The organism is Palleronia marisminoris (assembly GCF_900172315.1).
Taxonomy (GTDB): domain Bacteria; phylum Pseudomonadota; class Alphaproteobacteria; order Rhodobacterales; family Rhodobacteraceae; genus Palleronia; species Palleronia marisminoris.
The window spans coordinates 602,701-619,626 of the sequence record NZ_FWFV01000001.1 but is presented as its reverse complement, the minus strand read 5'-3'; the positions used below and the strand labels follow the sequence as shown (position 1 = coordinate 619,626).

Here is a 16,926-nt window from a genome sequence, read left to right as displayed (position 1 = left end):
CGCCGCACCAGACGAAGTTGACTCCTTTCTCTTGACCTTCCCGTAACTGGAACCCCATCTCGAACCCGTATCGAGATGACGGAGGTTTCCATGAGCGGTGCAGTCGTGACAATCCGCGTGCAGGACATGTCCTGCGCGTCCTGCGTCGGCCGGGCCGAGCGTGCCCTGCACGCCGTGCCGGGCGTGCGCAGCGCCGAGGTCAACCTTGCGACGGAAACCGCCCGCGTCGATCCGGGCGACGCCGCGCTGTCCGACATCGTGCAAGCTCTGTCGGATGCAGGCTACCCGGCCGGGATGTCCGCGACGGTTCTGGATATCGACGAGATGTCCTGCGCCTCGTGTACCGGCCGGGTCGAGCGGGCGCTGGAGGCTGTACCGGGCGTTGTGGACGCACGGGTGAACCTCGCCGCCGGCACTGCGACGGTGGATTGGCTGAGTGGCGCAACGATGCCCGATGCCCTCGCCCGCGCGGCGACCGAAGCCGGCTATCCCGCCCGGCCACAGGCAAGGGGCGACACGGACGCGCCCGACCGCAACGCCGCCGAAGCGCGCACGCTCGCCCGCCAGACCGCCATTGCCGCCGCCCTGACCTTGCCGGTCTTCCTGGTCGAGATGGGCGGCCACCTGATCCCGTCGCTCGGCCACGCGATCCACCAGGTCGCGGGGCTGTGGATCGCCGAATTCCTGTTGATTTCGCTGGTTCTGGCGTGGCCGGGGCGGCGGTTCGTGACCAAGGGGATCCCGGCGCTGTTGAAGGGCGCGCCGGACATGAACTCTCTCGTCGCGCTCGGCACCTTGGCGGCCTGGGGCTATTCCACCGTCGCGACCTTCACGCCCGCCCTGCTGCCCACCGGCAGCGTCGCCGTCTATTACGAGGCGGCCGGGGTGATCGTCACGCTGATCCTTCTGGGCCGCTGGATGGAGGCGCGTGCCAAGGGCCGCACCGGCGCCGCGATCCGAGCGCTGATCGGCCTGCAGCCCCGCACCGCGCGGGTCGAGCGTGACGGCCGCACCGAAGAGATCCCCCTCGCCGATGTCGCCCCCGGGGACCGCGTCCTGGTCCGCCCCGGAGAGCGCCTGCCGGTGGATGCCGAGGTGATCGAGGGCCGCTCCTTCGTGGACGAGTCGATGCTGACGGGCGAGCCGGTCCCGGTCGAGAAGACCGCCGGTTCAAACGTCACGGGCGGGACGATGAACGGCACCGGCGCCCTGACCCTGCGCGCGACGGCCGTGGGCGAGGCCACCGTCCTCGCCGGAATCGTGCGGATGGTGCAGGAGGCGCAGGGCGCGAAGCTTCCGATCCAGGGCGCGGTGGACCGGGTGGTCCGCTGGTTCGTGCCGGCCGTCCTGGCCGTGGCGGTGCTGACGGTGCTGGTCTGGCTCGGGCTCGGTCCCGATCCGACGCTGGGGCTCGCGCTGGTATCCGGCGTGTCGGTCCTGATCATCGCGTGCCCCTGCGCCATGGGGCTGGCGACGCCGACCTCGGTCATGGTCGGCACTGGCCGCGCGGCCGAGCTGGGCGTGCTGTTCCGCAAGGGCGACGCGCTGCAACGCCTGCAAGAGGTCGCGACCGTGGCCTTCGACAAGACCGGCACCCTGACCGAGGGCCGCCCTGAACTGACCGACCTGATCCCGGCCGAGGGCACCGACCCCGACCTCACCCTTGCCTACGCCGCCGCGGTCGAGCGGTCGTCCGAGCACCCCATCGCCCGCGCCATCCTGCGCGGGGCCGAAAAGCGGGGCCTGCCCGTCGCGTCACCCGAGGACTTCCAGAGCCTGACCGGCCTCGGCGCGCGCGCGCGCGTGGACGGCGCCGATGTGCTGGTCGGGGCAGGGCGGCTGATGGCGCGCGAAGGGATCGCGACGGACGTGCTCGACAGCGCCGCCGCCGGGATCGCCGAGGCCGGGCGGACGCCTCTATTCGTCGCGGTGGACGGGCAGGTTGCGGCCGTCATCGGCGTGGCCGACCCGGTGAAGCGGGGCGCGCGCGAGGCGATCCAGGCGCTGAAGGACCGGGGCCTGCGGGTCGCCATGATATCGGGCGACGCCGAGGCGACAGCCCGGGCCATCGCGCGCGACCTTGGTATCGAAGAGGTGATCGCCGAGGTCATGCCCGAGGGCAAGGTCGATGCCCTGAAGAACCTGCACGGTCCCGTTGCCTTCGTCGGCGACGGCATCAACGATGCCCCCGCCCTTGCGGCGGCCGATGTCGGTATCGCCATGGGGACAGGGACGGACGTGGCCATCGAGACGGCGGACGTGGTGCTGATGTCGGGCGATCCTTCGGGCGTGGCGAACGCGGTCGAGGTCAGCCGCCGCACCATGCGCAACATCCGTCAGAACCTGTTCTGGGCTTTCGCCTACAACACGGCGCTGGTGCCGGTCGCGGCGGGTGTGCTGTGGCCGGTGACGGGGCATCTTCTGTCGCCGATGCTGGCCGCCGGCGCGATGGCGCTGTCGAGCGTCTTCGTCCTGACCAACGCGCTGCGGCTCAGGACCATGCGGTTCGACGCGCGAACGTCGGACCGCAGTGCCGACGCCGATCCAACCTATGCCGAACGGAGCCACGCATGAACATCAAGGACGCCGGGGCTCGCGCGGGCCTGCCCGCCAAGACCATCCGCTATTACGAAGAGATCGGCCTTGTCACACCGCCGCGCGACACGAACGGCTACCGTGCCTTCCGCGAGGCGGACGTGCACAAGCTCGCGTTCCTGGGGCGGGCCCGCGCGCTTGGCTTCACGATCGAGGATTGCCGCACCCTTTTGTCCCTGTGGGAGGATGACAGCCGCGCCTCGGCCGACGTAAAGGCCCTTGCGCGCGAGCACCTGGCCGAGATCGACGCAAAGATCGCCGCCCTTCAGGACATGCGGGCCACGCTATCGGACCTCGTCGACCGGTGTGCGGGCGATCACCGTCCCGACTGCCCGATCCTGCAAAGCATCGCCGGAGATCAGGTGCCGACGTAGCCCTCGGTCGTCTGCCGGGTCGAGGGTCGCGTCACGAGGCTGACCGCCACGAAGAGGATCGTCGCGACCGGCAGGCCCAGCACGCCCGCATTCAGCCCCCAGAGCGCATTGCCGGTGAGATACATGCCGCCCACGAAGGCCGCTCCGCCCGCGATCGAGGCCAACGCCCCGGCCGCCGTGCCCCTGCGCCAGAAGAACGCGCCGACGATGGCGGGCACCGTGACCACCAGCCCGGCCGAGGCGGCGACGGACAGGATCGCGATCAGCGAGATCTCCATCGCCGCGAAGATCAGCGCCAGGATCGAGATCACCGGGATCACGATCTTGCCGACCTTCAACTGGCTCGCATCCGCCGCCCCGCCGCCAAGGTTGCCCCAGACGTCGCGGGCAAAGATCGAGGATAGCGTCAGCAGGATCGAGTCGATGGTCGACACCGCGGCCGCGAGAATCCCGATCATCACGGCAACGCCAAGGATCGGAGGCACGAACTCGGACGACAGCAGCCGCGCGGTGGCCCGGTCGGCGTTTTCGAGATCCGGGAAGGCGACCAGCGCCGAGAACCCCCAGAGCACCGAGATGATCGTATAGACCAGCCCGAAGCACAGGAAGATCAGCAGCATCCGCCGCAACGCGCCAAGCGAAGAGGGCATGAACAGCCGCTGGCTGACCTGCGGGTTCGAGATCGAAAAGAAGAACCACGGCAGGGTCAGCCCGAGGAACGTCGTGAAGCTGAAAAGGCCAGGGCCGGGGACTTTCAGCATCTCTGGGCGGGTCGCGGCGATGGTCTCGAACATCCCGAGGAAGCCTCCGAGCTCGGACACCACGAGAACGCCGACGATCAGCGAGGCGACCATCATCACCAGCGCCTGCAGGCTGTCGGTCCAGACGACCGACCGGATGCCCGCGACGAAGGCGAAGACGATGGCAAGCACCGTCGCCAGCACGATCCCCGCGCTGAACGGGATCGCGTCCCCGGTCATGCCCGACAGCAGGTAGCCCACGCCCGACAGTTGCACCGCCGAGTAGGGGATCAGGAAGATCAGGCTCACAAGGCCGGCGGCGACCGCCACCCACGTCGAGCCGTAACGGTGGCCCAGCATCTCCCACGGGGTGACGAAGCCATGGCGCTTGCCCGCGCGCCAGAAGCGCGGCCCGAAGATCGCGATCAGCGAGACGCCGGCGAAATAGACGATCTCGAACCCCAACGCGCCGACGCCTCCGCGATAGGTCAGGCCGGCGAGCCCCACCATCATGAAGGCCGAGTAGGTGGTGGCCGAGTAGGACAGCGCCGACAGCACGCCTCCGATGGTGCGTCCGCCCAGGAAATATTCGGACATGGTAGAGGTCGCGCGCGACCCGCGGCGAGACATCCACGCGATGATGCAAGCCAGCACGACATAGATGACGACGCCCCAGATGACGAGGGATGTGCTCATTCCTCGTCCTCCCATCCGCGTGTCGCCGCGACGTTCAGGACGATGACGGCCACCCCTGCAAGTGACCAGAAGAGGAAGCTGCCATACCATGCCGCGATCTGCCCGATCAGCAGGTACGGTACGCCGTAGCAGCCGAGAATGACGACGCCGATAGCTGCGAGTGCGGTTCTGCGGGACATCGTTCTGCAATCCATCCGTGGTGCCTCGGCCCCGGTTAACGGCAAACGGCGATCGGCGCCACCGCCCTCGGGTCGAATTGCCGCGTGTCGCGCCGATGCGGCAGTCGACGGGCTCGATTGCCGTTTTCGGGTGGACTTTTTATTTCTGAGTGTTTTGCTCAGATGGTGCAACCCAACCGTGGCGGGACATGCAGGCACCACGTGGAACGTCGGCAACGGACGAGATGCTGCCGCCGTCGCGGACGCGCCCCAGCTCGGCACGGCAGCTGATCATGATGCCTCACGGTGCGACAATGCGCGCCCAGCCCGAGAGAACGAGCCCGCCATGCACGGAAGCCCTGCCGCCACCTCCAACCGCACCGTCACCGAAATCGGCTACAGCGCGACCGAACTGGACGTTCTGACCGTCGCCCGCCATTTCTTCCGCGGCTTGTCCGAGCCCGGTACACACGGATGGCGGCTTGCCTTCGCGCACGCGATCGACCGGCGGGGCGCAGAGATCGGGCCGCGTCTCGCCATGGCGGTGCTGGACGCGATCGAGGCGATGCGCCTCGCGCGGGACGGCTGCTTTCGCTTCAGCAACCCGTGCTGTCGTTGCTGCGCGATTCACGTGACGCGCCACGAGGAAAGCTTCATGGCTGCGTACCGCGCCGCAGGATCAGGTCGCTTGGACGCTGTGCGGGCGCATGCGCTGCTGCTATGCGAGGGGGCCGAGACGACGGGCTTCGTGGCCGCGATCGAGGCCCTGGCGGAGGTGATGCGGCCGGCGCCAAGCGCGTCGGTCACCATCGATTGAGGGATCGCGTGCCTCGGGCCGTTCGGCCGAGGCACGCAGATGGCGCAAAACAGAAGCGCCGCGGCTTCAGGCCACGGCGCTTCCAGTGGGGGCGGGCAACGGCAGTCGCCCGCGAAAGGGGATCAGGCGGCTTCGGCCTGCGCGGCGTTGCGACGCTCGCTTTCTTCACGGCTGAGCGCGACCGATGTCCGCACGCCCTTGCGCACGAATTCCATCAGGCCCGACACGACACGCTCGTTCGGGTCGATGCCGGCACAGCTGAGAACTTCGCGTCCGTCACGAGACCGGGCCCAGCGGGCGATCTGCTCGGGGCCGTTGCCGTATTTCTTGTCGTCGGCGATCGCATCGTCGAGAGCGGCGAGGACGACGGCTGCGAACAGCTTGCGCGCCCGGTTGCCTTGCTCGTGGTTGAATGCGGTTCCATCAACGAAGTCGGCCATTCGTCGTTCCTTGTTTTTGGTCTTGGCGGTGGACGTGACGCGCCTTATGAAAGATTTGCGACACGATGTGTTATGCGTTTTCGGAATACCCCATATGCGCCTGACGGGAAGCGGGATGCGCCGAACTCCGGATGGCCTTGTTGCGCGGCCTTCTTCGGGCAGATATAGGCATCGCCTTGAAGTCATCAACCTCGCGCCAAGGTTTTACCCATGCCCAAGATTAACGGTAACGAGATCCGTCCCGGTAACGTGCTGGATCACAACGGGGGCCTGTGGGTCGCCGTGAAGGTCGATCACGTCAAGCCCGGCAAGGGCGGCGCCTTCGCGCAGGTCGAGATGCGCAACCTGCGCAACGGTTCGAAGCTGAACGAGCGCTTCCGTTCGGCGGACAAGGTCGAACGCGTCCGGCTCGAGCAGAAGGACCAGCAGTTCCTCTACGAATCCGACGGGATGCTGGTGTTCATGGATAACGAAACTTTCGAGCAGATCGAACTGCCCGTCGAGATCCTGGGCGAGCGGCGTCCCTTCCTTCAGGACGGGATGACGATCCAGGTCGAATATTACGACGCCGAGGCGCTGAGCGCGACCCTGCCGCAGAAGGTGCAGTGCAAGGTCGTCGAGACCGAGCCGGTCGTGAAGGGTCAGACGGCCGCCAACTCGTTCAAGCCTGCGATCCTCGACAATGGGATCAAGGTGATGGTGCCGCCCTTCATCGCGCAGGACGAGGACATCATCGTCGACACCGGCAGCATGGAATATTCCGAGCGCGCCTGACCTCAGGCCCCGGCGCGGTCGAGGCATCCCTCGACCATGCCGCGGTAGGAGGCGCCGAATAGCCGCAGGTGCAGAAGCGCGATCCACAGCCGGTAGACCGGGCGCCGTTCTTCCCAGCCGTCGCGCAGGGGGCCGTAACTCTCCCAGAAGCTGTCGGGCGGGGTGCCGAAGGTGGTCAGGGCGGCAAGATCGACCTCGGCGTCGCCGTAGTAGCTCGCCGGGTCGATGAGGCCCTGGAAGCCGCCGTCGAAGATCAGGTTGCCGGTCCAAAGGTCGCCATGCAGCAGGCTGGCCGGAGGGCGGGCCGGCAGCAGGTCGGGCAGGCGGCCGGCCAACGTTTCGAGCCGTTTTGCCACGTCACCGGTCAGCGCCTCGGGCCAGGCGAGAAGGCGGGCCTCGGCCCAGAAGCGCGGCCAGTCCTCGTCTTTCCCGCCGGGTTGGATCGCCGCGCCGATGGCGTGATCCTCGGGCCAGCCGTAGTGCGCGCCCGAGGCGGCATGCAGCTTGGCAATGGCGCGGCCCGCCTCGGCCCAGCCGGTTTCGCTCGGGCGGCCTTCGGAAAGCATCGTCATCACCAGGTACTGCTCGTCCACGGCGATGACCTGCGCGGCGGGGCACCCGGCGGCGGCGATGGCCGAAAGCATCCGGGCCTCGTTCCTCACCGGACCACCGACCTTGGCGACGAGCGTGCGCCCGTCATCCAGCGTCACCGCCCTGACGGACGAAACGTCGCCGCCTGACAGCCGGCGGCTGGCGCGGACGGGCTGTCCGACGAGGGCGCTGATGCGTTGGTCGAAATCGGACATATCGGCCCCTCCGGTCGAAGGCCTCAGCCCCGCCAGTGCACCTGTGCGTCGCCCGCCTGCATACCCTCGCCGGCGCGGTCGAAGCGCAGCCAGGCCAGCCCGCGGCCGCCCGCCTGCGTATAGAGCGTGCCCGCCGCCTTGCCATCGGCCGTGATCGGTGTGCCGACGGGGGCGTCGCCCTCGACTTCGACGCTCACGAGGCCCTTCTTCAACTCGGTCTTGTGCTTCATGCGCGCCGTCACCTCCTGGCCGACATAGCAGCCCTTGCGGAAGTCGACGCCGTTCAGCCGCTCGAACCCCATCTCGAGGATGAAGCTCTCGTTCGGGATCAGCTCGACCTCGCTTTCGGGCACGGTCAGTGCGACCCGCAGCGCGTCCCAGTCAGTGCCGTCATCCGCGCCCTCGCGGTCGATCCGGCGCCAGCCGAGGTCGGGGTGGCGAGGGTCGGGCAGGGCGCCCTCGGGCGGGGTGTCGGTCCCGCGTGAGACGACGCGGTCGGTCAGTTCGACCCCGATCTTGCGGCGCAGGCGATACATGGTCAGCCGCTGGGTCAGCGCCTCGGCCAGCCCGTCCGACACGTCGATCAGAAGTTCGTCCCCGTCATGGCCGACGAAGAAGTCGAACAGGTACTTCCCCTGCGGCGTCAGCAGCGCCGCGTAGCTCAGCCGGTCGGGCCTGGTGACGTCGTTGGTCACGAGGTCCTGCAGGAAGTCGGTGCGCTCGGCTCCGGTGATCGAGATGACGCGGCGGGACATGGATCGGCTCCGTTCATGGGTGCGCAACAGGTCGGCCCGGAAGGGCGTCAGGTCAAGGATTGACGGTCTTGCGAGGCGGGCCTACGCCTCGCACATGAGTCTCGCCAACGGTCGCCCCTACATCGCCATCCCCGGCCCCTCGGTCCCGCCCGAGAGCGTCATCCGTGCCATGAGCCGGGGATCCGTCAACATCTACGAGGGCGAGATCGTCGACCTGACGCTGGCCTGCGGGCGTGACCTGTCCGCCGTCGCGCGGACCGCCGCGCCGGTGGCGATCTACATCTCGAACGGCCATGGCTTGTGGGAGGCGGCGCTGGCCAACGTCCTTTCCCCCGGCGACGCGGTGCTGGTCCCGATCACCGGGCGCTTCGGCCATGGCTGGGCCGAGAATGCCCGCCGCCTGGGCGCCGAGGTGCGGATGATCGATTTCGGCCTCGCCAGCCCGGTTGACCCCGAGCGTGTGCGCGAGGCCCTGCGCGCCGATGCCGACCACAAGATCCGCGCGGTGCTGGCCGTGCACGTGGATACGGCGACGGGCGTGCGCTCGGACATCGCCGCGCTGCGTCGCGTTCTGGATGAAGAGGGGCACCCGGCGCTTCTGATGGCCGACACGATCGCCTCGCTCGCCTGCGACCGGTTCGAGATGGACGCGTGGGGCGTCGACGTCCTGCTGGCGGCCAGCCAGAAGGGGCTGATGACCCCGCCGGGGATCGGGTTCCTGTGGGTGAACGACAAGGCGCGGGCGGTGCGGCGCCGGCTTGGCGACGCGGTCAGCCCCTATTGGGACTGGGCGCCGCGGCTTGACCCGCAGATGTTCTACCATCGCTTCGGGGGCACCGCGCCGACGCACCACCTTTTCGCCCTGCGCGCCGCGCTCGACCTCATCGTCGAGGAGGGGATCGAGGCTGTCTGGCATCGCCACGCCGTCCTCGCCGACGCCGTGCGCGCCGCCTGCATCCGCTGGGGCGAGGGCGGTCCGCTGCGGATGAACGCTCCGGAGGGCGCGCGCAGCAACGCGGTGACATGCCTTTACCTCGGACAGGACCGGGCCGAGCGCCTGCGCGCCTGGACCCATGCGCAGGCCGGCGTGACGCTGGGCCTCGGGATCGGCATGGCCGAACCCGGCAGCCCGGACGCGGGCGGCTGGTTCCGCATCGGCCACATGGGCCACGTGAACGCGCATATGGTGCTGGGCACGCTTGCGGTGATCGAGGCGGGCCTGACCGCCTGCGACATTCCCCACGGCAACGCCGCCGTGCAGGTCGCGGCAGAGGTATGTGCCGCGGGATGATCGTCCGCGATGCGCGGCTGGCCGACATGCCGGCCGTTCAGGCGATCTATGCCGTCGAGGTGCTGCACGGTCTCGCCAGTTTCGAGGAAGTGCCGCCCGACGCGCCTACGCTCGAGGCGCGGCGCCAGGCCGTCGTCGCGCAGGGCCTGCCGTGGCTGGTGGCCGAGCGGGACGGCCGCGTCGTGGGCTACGCCTATGCCGGCCCATATCGCCCGCGTCCGGCCTATCGCCACACGGTCGAATGCTCCGTCTACGTGGATGCTGCGGCACGGGGCGGTGGCGTCGCGCGCGCGCTGCTGGCCGGGCTGATCGCCCGCTGCGAAGCGGGCGGCTGGCGGCAGATGATCGCGGTGATCGGCGATCGCGAGAATGTCGCGTCCATCGGCCTGCATGTCGCGATGGGATTCCGCCATGTCGGCACGCTCGAGGCGGTGGGGTTCAAGTTCGGGCGCTGGGTTGATTCGGTCCTGATGCAGCGCCCGCTGGGGCCGGGCACGACGGGCTAGGCGTCGGGTCGGCGGCCGAGCCGCGTGATGCCCTTGTCGGCGACGTAGGACACGCCGAACGCCCCGAGAAGCCCGGACGCAACCCACACGGCCACCAGCGCGATGAAGATCAGTGGCGCGAGCGAGACCAGGAAGGCGATCGTGAAGTCGGGGGCGGGTTGTCGGTCCATGGGCGTAATCTCGTGCGCGGCGCGCGCGTTGTCACGTCAAACCCGATATGCGCCCCTGGTTCAGCGCCTGCGGTAACGCCTCTGCGAGGATGTCCAGATCGGCCGGCGTTCCGCAGGACACCCGAAGACAGCGATCCAGCGGCGCGACGCCGGGCATCCGCGTGAACACCCGCGCCTTCGTCAGCGCGTCCAGCACGGCGCGGGTCCGCGCTCCGTCTCCGCCGAGGTCGAGCGCGACGAAGTTCGTGGCCGAGGGCAGGGCGGTCAGGCCGTTCTCGGCGCCGATCCCGGCGATGCGGTCGCGGGCGGTGGCGATCTTCGCCTGCACCTCGCGCAGGTAAGGCTCATCCGACAGCGCGGCGAGCGCCCCCGCCTGGCTGACCCGGCTGAGCCCGAAATGGTTGCGCACCCGGCCGAACGCGCCGATCAGGGCCTCGTCGCCGATGGCGTAGCCCACGCGGCACCCGGCCAGCCCGTAGGCCTTCGAGAACGTCCGCATCCGGATCACGCGCGGGTCTGACGTGTTGATCCGGGGGCTGGTGTCGGCGTCCGAGCACTCCAGATACGCCTCGTCGAGGATCAGGAGGCACCCATCGGGCAGGTCCTCGATCATTCGCGCGATACGCTCGGCTTGGTGCCAGGTGCCCATCGGGTTGTCGGGGTTCGACAGGTAGATGAGCCGCGCGCCCGTCTCGCGCGCGGCTTCGATCAGGGCGTCGGGGTCCTCGTGATCGTCGCGGTAGGGGACGCGGTGCAGGCGGCCGCCATAGCCCGTGACATGGTAGTTGAAGGTCGGGTAGGCGCCGTCGCTCGTCACCACCGGATCGCCCGCCGCGACCGTCAGCCGGACGAGCGAGCCCAGCAGCCCGTCGATCCCGGCGCCGATCACGATGTTCTCCGCGCCCACGCCCACATGGGCGGCCAGCGCCTGCCGCAGGTCGTGGCTTTCGGGATCGGGATACATCCACGCCTCGGCCGCGGCGCGCTGCATCGCCTCGATTGCCGTTGGCGAGGGGCCGAAGACGCTTTCGTTGGCGCCGAGCCGCGCCCGGAACGCCGCGCCGGCGGCCCTTTCCTGCGTCTCGGGGCCGACGAACGGCACCGTGGCGGGGAGGGAGGCCGCAAGCGGGGTCAGGCGCGGGTCGGTCATATCTCGGCGAGACGCTCCTGCGCGGCCGCCAGACGCGCGCGGTCGGCGGATTTCTCGGTCACCAGCGTCTCTGTCTCGGCCACGACATCCTCGGGGGCACTTTCGCGGAACTTGGGATTCTTCAGTCGCCCCTCCAGACCCTTGATATCCTTGTCCAGCTTCCCGAGCGCCTTCTCGATCCGGGCCTTCTCGGCCTCGACGTCGATGATGTCGGCCAGGGGCATCGCGAACGAACCACCCTGAACGGGAAGGATCATCGCCCCCTTCGGTGCGGCCCCTTCGCTGATGTCGCCAAGACGGGCCAGGCGTTCGATCAGCGCGCGGTTGCGCTCGAACGCGGTGCGGCCCGCGTTGTCCAGTTCGACCAGCAAAAGCGGCGCCTTCAGGGACGCCGGCACGTTCATCTCGCCCCGGACCGAGCGGATCTGCTCGATCAGGCCGATGACCCAGGACATCTCGCGGTCGGCCGCCTCGTCGATCAGGTCGGCGGCCGTATAGCCGGGCCAGTCGGCGTGGACGAGGCGCGTGTCGCGCTCGGCCTGGCCCCACAGTTCTTCGGTGACGAAGGGCATGAAGGGGTGCAGCAGGACGAGGCACTGGTCAAGGACGAAGCCCATCGTCGCGCGGGTTTCCTCGGCGGCGTCGCCGTCGAAGAGGGGTTTCGCCAGCTCGACATACCAGTCGCAGACCCGGCCCCAGACGAAGGCGTAGAGCGTATTCGCCGCGTCGTTGAAGCGGTAGTCGTCCAGCGCCTCCTGCACCGCGTCGCGGGTGCGGCCAAGCTCGCCCAGGATCCAGCGGTTGGTCGTTTGGGCGCCGTGATCGCGCAAGAGGTCCGTGTGCGTCTTGTACGCACCGTGCCGGACCCCGTTCATCTCGGCAAAGCGGAAGGCGTTCCAGAGCTTGGTGCCGAAGTTGCGGTACCCCGCGACGCGGTCCTTCGACAGCTTCAGGTCGCGCCCCATGGCGGCCATCGAGGCGAGCGTGAAGCGCACCGCGTCGGTGCCGTATTCGTCGCTCAGCGTCAGCGGGTCGATGACGTTGCCGAGCGATTTCGACATCTTGCGCCCCTTCTCGTCGCGGACGAGGGCGTGGACGTAGACGGTGTGGAACGGCTTTTCGTCCACCATCGCGTATTGCATCATCATCATCCGGGCGACCCAGAAGAAGATGATGTCGAACCCGGTCACAAGGACCGAGGTGGGGAAATACTTCTGCAACGCCTCGTTCTGTGCGTCGATCTGCGGGTCGCCGGTCCAGCCGAGAGTGCCGAGCGGCCAGAGGCCGGACGAGAACCACGTGTCGAGGACGTCCGGGTCGCGCCAGACGGGATAGACCAGCTTCGTCGAGTCCTGCGTGACGTTGTATTCGGCCAGCGAGGTCGCCAGCGCGTGGGCGGCTTCATGGCGGTCTTCGACTTCGACCACGCGGGCGGTGTTCAGCGGGTGGGGCAGGCTGGCAAGGTCGTCGCGGAAGGGCTCGACCACGCCAGCGAAGGCGGCGGCCGAGTGGTGGCGCGCGCCGGAATGGACGAGGTGGTCCTTGGTCAGAAGCGACAGCAGCTCGACCTCGTCCAGCGCGTCGTTGCCCTCGTCGTCATGGAAGCTCGAAGTGTGCAGGTCGAGGCCGTACCACACCGGCACCCGGTGGCCCCACCAGAGCTGGCGCGAGATGCACCACGGCTCGATATTCTCGAGCCAGTGGAAATAGACCTTGGCGTCGCGCTCGGGAAGGATGCGGGTGCCTTCGGTCGAGCCCGGGGCGCGCTGCTGGCCGGTGCGGACGGCGTCGATGGCGGGGCCGACGATCCGGGCGGCGTCGACGAACCATTGGTCGGTCAGCATCGGCTCGATCACCACCTTCGAGCGGTCGCCGAAGGGCTGGGTAATGAGCTTTTCCTCGACCAGCGGGACGAGGGCGTCGCTGCGGATCTCGCTGCCTTCCTCGGTCTCGACCGGGGGTTTCGCCGCCGCTTTCCCGAGGCGCGGGTCGGTCGAGAGGACCATGACGGCGAGCCCCTCGGCCGTGATCTCTTCGACGACCTTCGCGCGCGCCTCGAACCGGTCGAGCCCGCGATAGGCGTCGGGAACGAGGTTGATCTGGGTGGCGTCGTCGGGCGCCTCGGCCTCGCCGCGGGCGATCTCGCCGGCCATTTCGGCAGCCTCGGCGTAGGGCAGGCCGTCGCTGCGCATCCGGGCGCGGGTGTCCATCAGCGCATAGAGCGGGATGCCGTTGCGGGTTGCTACGCCGTAGTCATTGAAATCGTGCGCGCCGGTGATCTTGACCGCGCCCGAGCCGAAGGTGGGGTCGGGATACTCGTCGGTGATGATCGGGATCAGGCGGCGGCTTTCCTTCGGACCGACCGGGATTTCACATAGTTTTCCGACGATTGACGCGTAACGTTCATCCGATGGATGAACTGCGACGGCGCCGTCGCCCAGCATGGTCTCTGGCCGGGTCGTGGCGATCGCGATGTAGTCGCGGACCTCTTCGAAGAGGGTGTTCCCGTCCTCGTCCTTCTCGACATAGGTGTAGGTCGCGCCGCCAGCCAGCGGATACTTGAAGTGCCACATGTGGCCCTGCTGGTCGATATTCTCGACCTCGAGATCCGAGATCGCCGTCTCGAAATGCGGGTCCCAGTTCACCAGCCGCTTGCCGCGATAGATGATGCCCTTGTTGTAGAACTCGACGAACGTCTTGATGACGGCCGCGTGGAAATCCTGCTGGCCCGCGCGCGCATCGGGGTCGCCGGGGGCGCCGCCCATGGTGAAGGCCTCGCGCGACCAGTCGGCCGAGGCGCCGAGACGCTTGAGCTGCCCGATGATCGTGCCGCGCGACTTGGCCTTCTGCTGCCAGACGCGATCCAGGAACGCCTCGCGCCCCATCTCGGTACGGGTGGGTTCGCCGTTCGCGGCCATCTCGCGCTCGGTCACCATCTGGGTGGCGATGCCGGCGTGGTCGGTGCCGGGCTGCCAGAGCGTGTCGAAGCCCTGCATCCGCTTCCACCGCATCAGGATGTCCTGGAGCGTGTTGTTGAACGCGTGGCCCATGTGGAGCGAGCCCGTCACGTTCGGCGGCGGGATCATGATCGAGAACGTCTCGGCGCCGGGCTTTGCGTTCGCACCGGCGGCGAAGCAGCCCTCGCGCTCCCAAAGTTCGTAGATGCGGGATTCGGCGCTGGAGGCGTCGAAGTTCTTCTCCATGGGCATGGGATCGTCCTCGGTCTCGGGTCGCGAGGTGGATAACGCCAGATCCGGGCGAGGGAAAGCCGCCTTCAGCGGGTCAGGCGTCGCGGGCGAGCATGGCGCAGGCGTCGCGGTATTCCTGCACGAGGCGTTCGCACAGCTCGGCGGCAGGGGGGATGTCGTCGATGCCGGCGACGCCGTGGCCCGCGGACCAGATGTTCTTCCAGGCGCGCGCTTCGTTTTCCATGTTCATCGGGCCGTGGTCGGGCAGGTCGTTTGGGTCGAGCCCCGCCGCCACGATCGAGCCGCGCATGAAGTTCGCGTTCACGCCCGAAATCTTGGGCGTGTAGACGATGTCGGTGGTTTTCGAGCCGACGACCATCTCCTTGTTCGCCTGGCTCACCATGCTTTCCTGCGTCGCGATGAAGCGGGTGCCCAGGTAGGCGAGATCTGCCCCCATGGCGCGCGCCGCCGCGATCTGCGCTCCGGTCGAGATCGAGCCCGACAGCACGATGGTGCCGTCGAAGAACGAGCGGATCTCGGGGATGAAGCCGAAGGGCGACAGGGTGCCGCCATGCCCGCCCGCGCCCGCGCAGACGGCGATCAACCCGTCGACGCCGGCCTCGACGGCCTTCTCGGCGTGGCGGGTCTTGATGACATCGTGGAACACCTTGCCGCCGTAGGAATGGACTGCGTCAACGACCTCCTTCACCGCGCCGAGCGAGGTGATGACCAGCGGCACCTTGTGCTTCACGCACAGTTCGAGATCGGGGCGGACGCGGCTGTTCGAGCCGTGGACGATGATGTTGACGCCGTAGGGGGCCGGGTTTTCGACCTCGCTCAGGCGTTCCTCGATCTGGGTCAGCCAGTCGCCGAAGCCCTCGGTCGTGCGCTGGTTCAGCGCGGGGAAGGTGCCCAGAACCCCCGAGCGGCAGCATTCCACCACGAGGTCGGGCCCCGACGTCAGGAACATCGGGGCCGCGATGGCGGGAATGCGGAGATTGTCGAATGGTTGCGGCATGGCGTCCTCCCTCGTTGCCCGCCATCTAGCGGGCGGATCGGGAGGACGCCAACCCCGACGCGGCGTCCTGCGCGGTCAGTCGTCCCAGTCGGGCGCCATGCTGTCGGGCGAGATCAGGCGGCCATCGGCGCGCCGCAGCCCGTCGATGCGGGCGATCTCGTCGTCCGACAGCGAAATCTCGGCCGAGGCGAGGTTGTCCGCCAGCCGGTCGGGATTGGCCGTCTTGGGGATCGCGACACCGCCCTTGGCGAGAATCCACGCCACCGAGATCTGCGCGGGGTTCGCGTCGTGCTTTGCCGCGATGTCCTTCAGGGTCTCGTCCTCGAGCACGTCGCCGCGGGCGAGGGGGGAATACGCCTCCCACGGGATCTGCATGGCGTCATGGGCGGCCATCAGGTTGCGCTGGTCGATGAAGGGGTGGAACTCGACCTGGTTGGCGGCGATCGGGTGGCTCATCACCGATTTCGCCTCTTCGAGGTGCTTGATCGTGAAGTTCGACACGCCGCCGAAGCGTACGTTGCCGTCGTCGATCAGCGCGTCGAGCACCGGCAGCGTTTCCGTCAGCGGGACCGATTTCGACGGCCAGTGCAGGAGCAGAAGGTCGATATGGCCGACGTCGAGCGTCTTCAGCGACTCGTCGGCGGCCTTGCGGAAGTCGCCGGCGGCGTGGCGGTCGGGGAGGATCTTGGTGGTCAGGAAGATCTCGTCGCGCGGGACGCCCGAGGCGCGGATGCCCTCGCCGACTTCCTTTTCGTTGCCGTAGGCCTGCGCGGTGTCGATGTGGCGGTAGCCGTTCTTCAGGGCGGCTTCGACGATCTCGGCGGTCTTGCCGGCGTCGGTCTGGAACGTGCCGAGGCCGAGGTTCGGAATCCTGGCCGGGCCGATTTCCTTGATGGGCATGAGTCTCTCCTTGAACTGTCGCTCAAGGAACGCGCGCCGGCGGGCTTGCGGTTCCGCGCCGTGTCAGCCCCAGGCGTGATCCTTCACCGCCTGCATCGCCACGTAGGTCGAGGTGTGGGCGATGTGGGGCAGGGTGGAGATCTGCGTGGCCAGCACCTCGCGGTAGCGCGTCATGTCGGCGGTGCGCACCTTCAGCAGGTAGTCGAAATTGCCGGCGATCAGGTGGCATTGTTCCACCTCGGGGATGCGGCGGACGGCTTCGTTGAAGGCGGCGATGGCGGCTTCGCGCGTCTCGGTCAGCTTGATCTGGACGAAAACCACGTGCTCGCATTGCAGACGCACGGGGTCGATGGTGGCGCGGTAGCCGGTGATGATGCCCTCGGTCTCGAGCCGTTTCAGGCGCGCTTGAACGGGGCTTTTCGACAGCCCGACCCGGCCTGCGAGGTCGGTGACGCTGATACGCCCCTCGGTCCCCAGGATCTCGAGGATGGCGTGGTCGAACCGGTCCAGGCCGCTGCCCTTCGTTTGCATTGAACACCCTTGTTATT

The 16,926-nt window shown here is 68.3% G+C and carries 17 protein-coding genes; 6 read left to right on the top strand and 11 right to left on the bottom strand.

Annotated features, from left to right (window positions below; all coding sequences use genetic code 11):
- Positions 1-90 precede the first annotated feature (90 nt).
- Together PAM7066_RS03070 and cueR are read left to right on the top strand one after the other, a co-directional pair.
- Entirely contained in the window at positions 91-2,574 is a 2,484-nt protein-coding gene (locus tag PAM7066_RS03070) for a heavy metal translocating P-type ATPase (RefSeq protein WP_245749565.1), read from the top strand.
- Positions 2,571-2,969 carry a Cu(I)-responsive transcriptional regulator gene (gene cueR, locus PAM7066_RS03065; protein ID WP_085852635.1) on the top strand — a complete coding sequence of 133 codons (399 nt, stop codon included), beginning with the start codon at positions 2,571-2,573 and terminating at the stop codon, positions 2,967-2,969. The genes PAM7066_RS03070 and cueR overlap by 4 nt, the downstream gene beginning before the upstream one ends.
- Here the strand turns inward: cueR and PAM7066_RS03060 are convergent.
- On the bottom strand, positions 2,954-4,405 hold the full coding sequence (locus tag PAM7066_RS03060) for a sodium:solute symporter family protein (protein ID WP_085852634.1): 1,452 nt from the start codon (positions 4,403-4,405) through the stop codon (positions 2,954-2,956). The two genes, cueR and PAM7066_RS03060, sit on opposite strands and share 16 nt — an antisense overlap.
- A complete protein-coding gene (locus PAM7066_RS03055; protein WP_085852790.1) occupies positions 4,402-4,584 on the bottom strand; it encodes a hypothetical protein in 183 nt (60 codons plus the stop codon). The genes PAM7066_RS03060 and PAM7066_RS03055 overlap by 4 nt, the downstream gene beginning before the upstream one ends.
- Positions 4,585-4,909: 325 nt before the next feature.
- Between PAM7066_RS03055 and PAM7066_RS03050 the strand changes: the two genes are divergently transcribed.
- On the top strand, positions 4,910-5,380 hold the full coding sequence (locus PAM7066_RS03050; RefSeq protein WP_085852633.1) for a hypothetical protein: 471 nt from the start codon (positions 4,910-4,912) through the stop codon (positions 5,378-5,380).
- Positions 5,381-5,502: 122 nt separating this feature from the next.
- Here the strand turns inward: PAM7066_RS03050 and PAM7066_RS03045 are convergent, their stop codons facing one another.
- On the bottom strand, positions 5,503-5,820 hold the full coding sequence (locus tag PAM7066_RS03045; RefSeq protein WP_085852632.1) for a DUF6280 family protein: 318 nt from the start codon (positions 5,818-5,820) through the stop codon (positions 5,503-5,505).
- Positions 5,821-6,030: 210 nt separating this feature from the next.
- Here PAM7066_RS03045 and efp point away from each other — a divergent pair, with 210 nt between their 5' ends.
- Positions 6,031-6,594: an elongation factor P gene (gene efp / locus PAM7066_RS03040; RefSeq protein ID WP_085852631.1), complete on the top strand. Its 564-nt coding sequence runs from the start codon at positions 6,031-6,033 to the stop codon at positions 6,592-6,594.
- A gap of 2 nt (positions 6,595-6,596) precedes the next feature.
- Here efp and PAM7066_RS03035 read toward each other — a convergent pair whose 3' ends face one another.
- Both PAM7066_RS03035 and ygfZ read right to left on the bottom strand, forming a co-directional pair.
- Positions 6,597-7,400 carry a fructosamine kinase family protein gene (locus PAM7066_RS03035; protein ID WP_085852630.1) on the bottom strand — a complete coding sequence of 268 codons (804 nt, stop codon included), beginning with the start codon at positions 7,398-7,400 and terminating at the stop codon, positions 6,597-6,599.
- Positions 7,401-7,423: 23 nt separating this feature from the next.
- On the bottom strand, positions 7,424-8,155 hold the full coding sequence (gene ygfZ / locus PAM7066_RS03030; protein ID WP_085852629.1) for a CAF17-like 4Fe-4S cluster assembly/insertion protein YgfZ: 732 nt from the start codon (positions 8,153-8,155) through the stop codon (positions 7,424-7,426).
- 94 nt (positions 8,156-8,249) lie between these two features.
- On the opposite strand from ygfZ, the gene PAM7066_RS03025 reads away from it, so the two are divergent.
- Positions 8,250-9,446 carry a pyridoxal-phosphate-dependent aminotransferase family protein gene (locus PAM7066_RS03025; protein ID WP_085852628.1) on the top strand — a complete coding sequence of 399 codons (1,197 nt, stop codon included), beginning with the start codon at positions 8,250-8,252 and terminating at the stop codon, positions 9,444-9,446.
- Complete coding sequence (locus tag PAM7066_RS03020) at positions 9,443-9,952, top strand: GNAT family N-acetyltransferase (protein ID WP_245749564.1); 510 nt, start codon at positions 9,443-9,445, stop codon at positions 9,950-9,952. Before PAM7066_RS03025 ends, PAM7066_RS03020 begins: the two co-directional genes overlap by 4 nt.
- Here PAM7066_RS03020 and PAM7066_RS18825 read toward each other — a convergent pair.
- From PAM7066_RS18825 to PAM7066_RS02995, 6 genes are all read right to left on the bottom strand, one after another.
- Positions 9,949-10,122, bottom strand: a complete 174-nt coding sequence (locus tag PAM7066_RS18825; RefSeq protein WP_175484544.1) for a hypothetical protein — start codon at positions 10,120-10,122, stop codon at positions 9,949-9,951. The genes PAM7066_RS03020 and PAM7066_RS18825 overlap by 4 nt on opposite strands.
- A gap of 31 nt (positions 10,123-10,153) precedes the next feature.
- Complete coding sequence (locus PAM7066_RS03015; RefSeq protein ID WP_085852626.1) at positions 10,154-11,272, bottom strand: pyridoxal phosphate-dependent aminotransferase; 1,119 nt, start codon at positions 11,270-11,272, stop codon at positions 10,154-10,156.
- Positions 11,269-14,481: a valine--tRNA ligase gene (locus tag PAM7066_RS03010; RefSeq protein WP_085852625.1), complete on the bottom strand. Its 3,213-nt coding sequence runs from the start codon at positions 14,479-14,481 to the stop codon at positions 11,269-11,271. Before PAM7066_RS03010 ends, PAM7066_RS03015 begins: the two co-directional genes overlap by 4 nt.
- A gap of 73 nt (positions 14,482-14,554) precedes the next feature.
- The gene (locus tag PAM7066_RS03005) at positions 14,555-15,478 is read right to left on the bottom strand and encodes an NAD(P)H-dependent flavin oxidoreductase (protein ID WP_085852624.1); all 924 of its coding nucleotides are present in this window, start codon (positions 15,476-15,478) and stop codon (positions 14,555-14,557) included.
- Between the two features lie 75 nt (positions 15,479-15,553).
- Entirely contained in the window at positions 15,554-16,378 is an 825-nt protein-coding gene (locus PAM7066_RS03000) for an aldo/keto reductase (protein ID WP_085852623.1), read from the bottom strand.
- 63 nt (positions 16,379-16,441) lie between these two features.
- Positions 16,442-16,909 carry an Lrp/AsnC family transcriptional regulator gene (locus tag PAM7066_RS02995; RefSeq protein ID WP_085852622.1) on the bottom strand — a complete coding sequence of 156 codons (468 nt, stop codon included), beginning with the start codon at positions 16,907-16,909 and terminating at the stop codon, positions 16,442-16,444.
- Positions 16,910-16,926: the final 17 nt, after the last annotated feature.